The organism is Micromonospora phytophila, assembly GCF_023656545.1.
GTDB classification, from domain to species: Bacteria; Actinomycetota; Actinomycetes; order Mycobacteriales; family Micromonosporaceae; genus Micromonospora; species Micromonospora phytophila.
Genome location: NZ_JAMOKF010000334.1, coordinates 1 through 5,790 on the forward strand (window position 1 = coordinate 1; position 5,790 = coordinate 5,790).

Annotated in this window: 6 protein-coding genes and 1 pseudogene; 4 read left to right on the plus strand and 3 right to left on the minus strand. The window is 74.4% G+C overall.

The features are described 5' to 3' along the window. A pseudogene (locus tag NCC78_RS26550) lies at positions 1 to 520 on the minus strand (peptidase C39 family protein); the annotation flags it as partial. Between the two features lie 148 nt (positions 521 to 668). Between NCC78_RS26550 and NCC78_RS26555 the strand changes: the two are divergent. The 4 genes from NCC78_RS26555 to NCC78_RS26570 all read left to right on the plus strand — a co-directional run bounded on the left by NCC78_RS26555 (position 669) and on the right by NCC78_RS26570 (position 3,590). Then, positions 669 to 1,337, plus strand: a complete 669-nt coding sequence (locus tag NCC78_RS26555) for a response regulator transcription factor (protein ID WP_250797886.1) — start codon at positions 669 to 671, stop codon at positions 1,335 to 1,337. Between the two features lie 115 nt (positions 1,338 to 1,452). After that, positions 1,453 to 2,640: a sensor histidine kinase gene (locus tag NCC78_RS26560; RefSeq protein WP_250797888.1), complete on the plus strand. Its 1,188-nt coding sequence runs from the start codon at positions 1,453 to 1,455 to the stop codon at positions 2,638 to 2,640. Positions 2,641 to 2,805: 165 nt separating this feature from the next. After that, complete coding sequence (locus NCC78_RS26565) at positions 2,806 to 3,207, plus strand: VOC family protein (protein WP_250797890.1); 402 nt, start codon at positions 2,806 to 2,808, stop codon at positions 3,205 to 3,207. After that, on the plus strand, positions 3,204 to 3,590 hold the full coding sequence (locus tag NCC78_RS26570) for a VOC family protein (protein ID WP_250797891.1): 387 nt from the start codon (positions 3,204 to 3,206) through the stop codon (positions 3,588 to 3,590). The genes NCC78_RS26565 and NCC78_RS26570 overlap by 4 nt, the downstream gene beginning before the upstream one ends. Before the next feature lie 58 nt (positions 3,591 to 3,648). Here NCC78_RS26570 and NCC78_RS26575 read toward each other — a convergent pair whose 3' ends face one another. Further along, positions 3,649 to 4,629 carry a hypothetical protein gene (locus NCC78_RS26575; protein ID WP_250797892.1) on the minus strand — a complete coding sequence of 327 codons (981 nt, stop codon included), beginning with the start codon at positions 4,627 to 4,629 and terminating at the stop codon, positions 3,649 to 3,651. Between the two features lie 170 nt (positions 4,630 to 4,799). Beyond that, the coding region (locus NCC78_RS26580) for a chromosomal replication initiator protein DnaA (protein ID WP_250797893.1) at positions 4,800 to 5,790 on the minus strand (991 nt) is incomplete at its 5' end.

Genomic DNA, 5,790 nt, shown 5'->3' on the forward strand with positions numbered 1-5,790 from the left:
CGCCGACGGTGCGCAGCACCGGGCCGACGTCGGCGCCCGCCGGCCGCAACAGGGTCACCCGGACCTGCCAGCCGGTGACCGTCGCCCCGGTCACCACCAGGGTGTCGGTTTCCACCCGGGCGTCGGCGTCGCGCTGCCCGGGCACCGACGTCCGGCGGAACGCGTGGTCGTCGGCCGCCCAGTCGGCCAGGACGTACCACCCGGTGGCGGGCGCGTCGGCGTCCCAGCCGCGCAGCTCGACGCGGAGCCAGCAGCCCGGCGGGGTGTCCGCGGTCCAGGAGGGCACCACCTCGTGCACGGCGAAGCCGACCGTCACCGGCGGCGAGGTCCAACTGCCGGCGGCGTAGCGGCGGGTGCGGCCGTCGGCGGCGGTGTGGTCGAGCACGTCGCCGGGACCGACCGGCTCCAGGCCCCGTCCGCCCGCGCGCACGCCGGTCGCCACACCCTGCTCCCCGTCATCGAGGAGGCGGAAGCCCCGGTAGGCGATGTCCCTCCGGACCGGTGGCGCGGCGTCGGTCATGGCAGGTCCGTCCGTGGTCGTAGGTTGCTGCCGGAAGCATCGCGTACGGCGAAGGTTTTCTGCAACGGCGGCGGGGCGCCGACGGCGGCGGACGCCGGTTTGGCGGCCGGCACTAGGTTGGCGGGTGGTCGGGCGCGAGGAGGCCGGGATGCGGGTGTTGGTGGTCGAGGACGAGCGCAACCTCGCCGACGCGATAGCGCGGGGGTTGCGCAAGCGGGGCATGGCGGTGGACGTCGCCTACGACGGCGACAGCGGCCACGAGGCGGCCTTCGTGACCCGGTACGACGTGGTGGTGCTGGACCGGGACCTGCCCGGCGTGCACGGTGACCAGATCTGCGCCGACCTGGCCGCCTCCGGCGCCCTGACCCGGGTGCTGATGCTGACCGCCAGCGGCACCGTCGCCGACCGGGTCGAGGGGTTGCAGCTCGGCGCGGACGACTACCTGCCGAAGCCGTTCGCCTTCGACGAGCTGGTCGCCCGGGTCCAGGCGCTCGGCCGGCGGGCCACCCCGGCCGCCCCGCCGGTCCTGGCGCTGGCCGACCTGGTCCTCGACCCGGCCCGCCGGGTCGCCACCCGCGGCGGGCAGCCGATCGACCTGACCAACAAGGAGTTCGGCGTGCTCTGCGAGCTGCTCAAGGCCCGCGGCGCGGTGGTCTCCAGCGAGGAACTGCTGGAACGGGTCTGGGACGCCAACACCGACCCGTTCACCACCATCGTCCGGGTGACCGTGATGACGCTGCGCAGGAAGCTGGGCGACCCGCCGCTGATCGAGACCGTGGTCGGCGCGGGCTACCGCACGGCCGAGGTGGCCCCGTGAGCGCGAGGAGTGAGCCGGGTCTGCGAGCCCCGCAGTCGCTTACTGAGGTGTCACCGTGAGCGCGAGGAGTGAGCCGGGTCTGCGAGCCCCGCAGTCGCGAACCGAGGATGATGTCGTGACCCGGCGGCCCCGGCTGCGGCCCACCCTGCGGCTGCGGCTGACCCTGCTCAACGGCGTGCTGCTGGTCGGCGCGGGCGCGATCCTGGTGCTGCTGGCCTGGCTGCTGGTCCGCGACGCGCTGCGGCCGACCGACGAGCTGCTACCCGGCACCACGGTGGTGCTGGCCGACGGCCGCTCGCTGGACGCCGCGCAGTGGCAGCGGCAACTGGTCGACGCCGCCTCCCGGGAACTGCTGGCCAAGGGCCTGGTCGCGCTGCTGGCGATCAGTGTCGTCGGGGTGGCCGGGGCGTACGCGGTGGCCGGCCGGGCGCTGCGCCCGCTGCACCAGGTCACCGCCACCGCCCGGCGGCTCGGCGAGACCACGCTGGACCAGCGGATCCGCTGGGCCGGCGCGGACGACGAGGTGGCCGAGCTGGCCCAGACCTTCGACGCGATGCTGGACCGGATCGCCGCCGCCTTCGAGGCGCAGAAACGCTTCGTCGCCAATGCCTCGCACGAGCTGCGCACGCCGCTCGCCGTGATGCGGACCGAGATCGACGTGACGCTCAGCGACGACGAGGCGGACACCAGCGAGTACCGCCGGATGGCCACCGTCGTCCGGGACGCCTCCGAGCGCGCCAACGGGCTCGTCGACGCGCTGCTGGTGCTGGCCCGCAGCGAGGCGCAGGCCGGCCGCCGGCTCGGCCGGCGTACCGAGTGCGACCTCGCCGCCGGCACCGCCAACGCCCTCTCGGCGGTACGCCGGGAGGTGGAACGGATCGGGCTGCGGGTGCAGACCTCGCTGGAGTCCGCCCCGGTGGTCGGCGATCCCGGGCTGCTCGACCGGTTGGCCGGCAACCTGATCGAGAACGCGGTCCGCTACAACCACCTGCACGGCCGGCTCTGGGTGCGTACCGGTTCGGACGGGTGCCGCTCCTGGCTGGTGGTGGGGAACACCGGCTTCGAGGTGGACCAGGCCGACGTGCCGGGGCTGTTCGAGCCGTTCCGGCGCGGTGGCCGGGAGCGCACCGGCGCCCGCGGCTCCGGCCTCGGGCTCTCCATCGTCCGCGCGGTCTGCGACGCGCACGGCGGCACCGTGAAGGTGATCGCCCAGCCAGGTGGCGGGCTGGAGGTGACGGTGACCCTGCCGGCGGCGGAGGCCGCCCCGGCGGTGACCGGCTCCGAACCCCTCACCGGGTGGTGAGGAGTCGGGGGTTGCGGCGGGCGTCGGCCCGGTGGAAGGATCATGGCGTCAGCCCGAGGACCGGAGGGGGGTGCGTCGATGTCCACCGTCATGATCTCCGCGCCCCGTACCGCCGGCTGACTCCCACGCTTGCGGGGCGCCTCCATCCGTAACGGAGGGGGACCCGTGCATCCACGGATCCGCAACATCAGTTTCGACTGTCACGACCCGTACGCCCTGTCCGGCTTCTGGTCGGAGGTGCTCGGCTACGCCCGGCACGCCGACGACGCTCCGGGTGACCCGGAGGTGGCCGTCCTGCCGCCCGGCGGCGCCCTGCCGAACCTGTTCTTCCAGGAGGTGCCGGAGGCCAGGACGGTCAAGAACCGGGTGCACATCTGCCTGGAGCCGTCGGGCCGGACCCGGGACGCCGAGGTCGAGCGGGTGCTCGGCCTGGGCGCCACCCTGGTCGCCGACCACCGGCGCGCCGACGGAACGGGCTGGGCGGTGCTCGCCGACCCGGAGGGCAACGAGTTCTGCGTGCTGCGCAGCGCCGCCGAGCGGGCGTCCACGAAGGAGGAGACACAGTGAGCGCGAAAATCCACAACATCGGCATCGACTGCCGCGACACGTACGCCCTGGCCGGATTCTGGGCGCAGGTCTTCGAGTGTCCCCGTCAGCCGGACGACTTCCCCGGTGACCCGGAGGCCATGCTGCTGCCCCCGGGCGGGCCGGAGGTGCTCTTCCTGGCCGTGCCCGAGGGCAAGACGGTGAAGAACCGCCTGCACCTCGACCTGGAGCCCACGGACCGGACCCGGGACGAGGAGGTGCGGCGGCTGCTCGAAATCGGAGCCGTCCACGTCGCCGACCGCACCCGGCCGGACGGCTCCGGCTGGGTGGTGCTGGCAGACCCCGAGGGCAACGAGTTCTGCGTGCTGCGCAGCGCCGCCGAGCGGGCCGCCACGGCGGGCTGACGTGGCACCGGGCCCCGTCCACCTCGGCGGACGGGGCCCGGTCACGCCGACGTACGGGTCAGGAACGCTGCTCGATCTGCCCGCGGATGGTCGCGAATTCGGCCTGGGTCTCCGCGCCGGACTTGAAGTAGATGATGATCATCCCGAGGCTGCCCTTGTCGCTCCAGAGGCAGACGCCGAGCGGAACCTCGGCCGCCTTGGCGTCGCCGCACTTGGCCTCGCCGCCGAGCGGGCCCGCGTCCACGGTTTTCATCTCGCCGAGCTGCACGTCGCTCTCGGCCGCGCCCTTGACGGCCTCGTCGAGCGTCCTGTCCGGGTCGGTGTTCAACCCGGACGCGGCGGCGACCATGACGAGATCCCGCTCGGCGGGGGTGCCGTAGAACGCGCCGACGGTGCTGGTCGCGTCCGGCATCGACTTCTTCAGCCCGGATTCGAGCTGCTTGGCGGCGTCGAGGAGGTTCGGGTCGCTGACCTTGGGCCGGCCGGCGAGCGTCGCGGGCGCGACCACCCGGGTCTTGGTGGCGTCGACGGTCTCCTTGACCTCGTCCCGCAGGGCGAAGAAGGCGACCGCGGCGCCGCCCAGGCAGAGCACCAGCACCACGGCGAGCGAGATCAGCAGAATCCTGCCGACGCGGGACTTCTTCGCCGGCGGCGGGCCGGCCGGGTCACCGTAGGGCTGTCCCGGTCCGGCGCCCGGCTGCGGGTATCCGCCGGCCTGCGGCGGCTGGTACGAGCCGGGCTGCGGCTGGTACGAGCCGGCCGGCTGCTGCGGCGGGTATCCGCCGGACTGCTGCGGCGGCGGGTATCCGCCGGACTGCTGCGGCGGCGGGTATCCGCCGGACTGCTGCGGCGGCGGGTATCCGCCGGGCTGCTGCTGGTGCGGCGGGTATCCGCCGGGCTGCTGCTGGTGCGGCGGGTATCCGCCGGGCTGCTGCGGCGGCGGCGGGTACGAGCCGGGCTGCTGCGGCGGCGGGTAGGAGCCGTACGGCGGGCCGCTCTGCGGCTGGCCGGGGTAGGGGTTGTGCGGTGGGTGGGACACGGGTCAGCTCCAGGTCTGCGGGAAGGAACGCGTGTTCTCGGTCAACCCTCCACCCCGCCGGATCCTCCCGGCGAGGGGGGTGCGGGGTCCGTCGAGGTGGACGGTCGCGGGCCGACGCGCCCGTGGTGGCACGCACCGAGCACCGCGACGGCGCCCTCACCCCCGTGGGGTCAGGACTTCTTCTCGATCTGCCCCCGGATCGTGGCGAACTGCGCCTTCGCCTTGGTCGCGGAGGAGAAGAACATCACGATCATCCCGACGCTGCCCTGGTCGGCCCAGACGCAGACGCCCAGCGGGATGTCGGAGGACTTCCCGTTGCCGCACCTGGCCTCGCCGCCGAGCGGCCCCGGGGGGACGGCGGTCATCTTCGTGACGGCCAGTTCGCCGGAGAGTTCCTCGACCGCGTCGTCGAGTTCCTTCGCCGGGTCGAGCACGAAGCCGGAGGCGGCGACGACCATGAGCATGTTCCGCTTGGCAGGGCTGCCGTAGAAGCCGCCCACGGCGCCGGTCTCGTTGCGCACGGTCGACTTCATGTCGGTGACCATCTCGTCGGCCAGCGCCCGCAGTTCCGGGTCGGTGCTCTTCGGACGGCCGGCGAGGGTCTTCGGTGTGACCAGCCGGATCCGGGGCTCAGGGCTGGGCTCCACCGACGGGGACTCCTCCGCCGTCGCCGCGGCGCTCGGCGTGGCGCCCGCGCCGGGAGACGAGCCGGCCACCGGGGCGGGGTCGTCGTCGCCGGAGAGGGCGACGTAGGCCAGGCCGCCACCACCCACGCAGAGCACCAGCAGTCCGGCGAGCACCAGCGACAGGATCAGGCCGAGCCGGGACTTCTTCGCCGGCGGGGCGCTCGGCTCGCCGTACGGCTGGCCGGTGGGGAAGCCGCCCTGCTGTGCGAAGGGCTGACCGCCGTACGCCGGACCGGGGCTGACCGGGCCCGGCTGGGCGGACGGGTAGCCGCCGTACGCCGGGGCGGAGTCGGGGCTGCCCGGCGGCGGGTAGCCCTGCTGCGGGTGGCCGCCGTACGCCCGGGTGGGGTCGGGGCTGCCCGGCGGCGGGTAGCCGCCCTGCTGCGGGTGGCCGCCGTACGCCCGGGTGGGGTCGGGGCTGCCCGGCGCAACGCCGCCGTACGCCTGCGTGGGGTAGGGATCGGCGGGCGGGCCG

Bases quoted from the DNA above. Each gene is read 5' to 3' on its own strand.
- NCC78_RS26555 (WP_250797886.1), top strand. From the start codon at position 669: ATGCGGGTGTTGGTGGTCGAGGACGAGCGCAACCTCGCCGACGCGATA.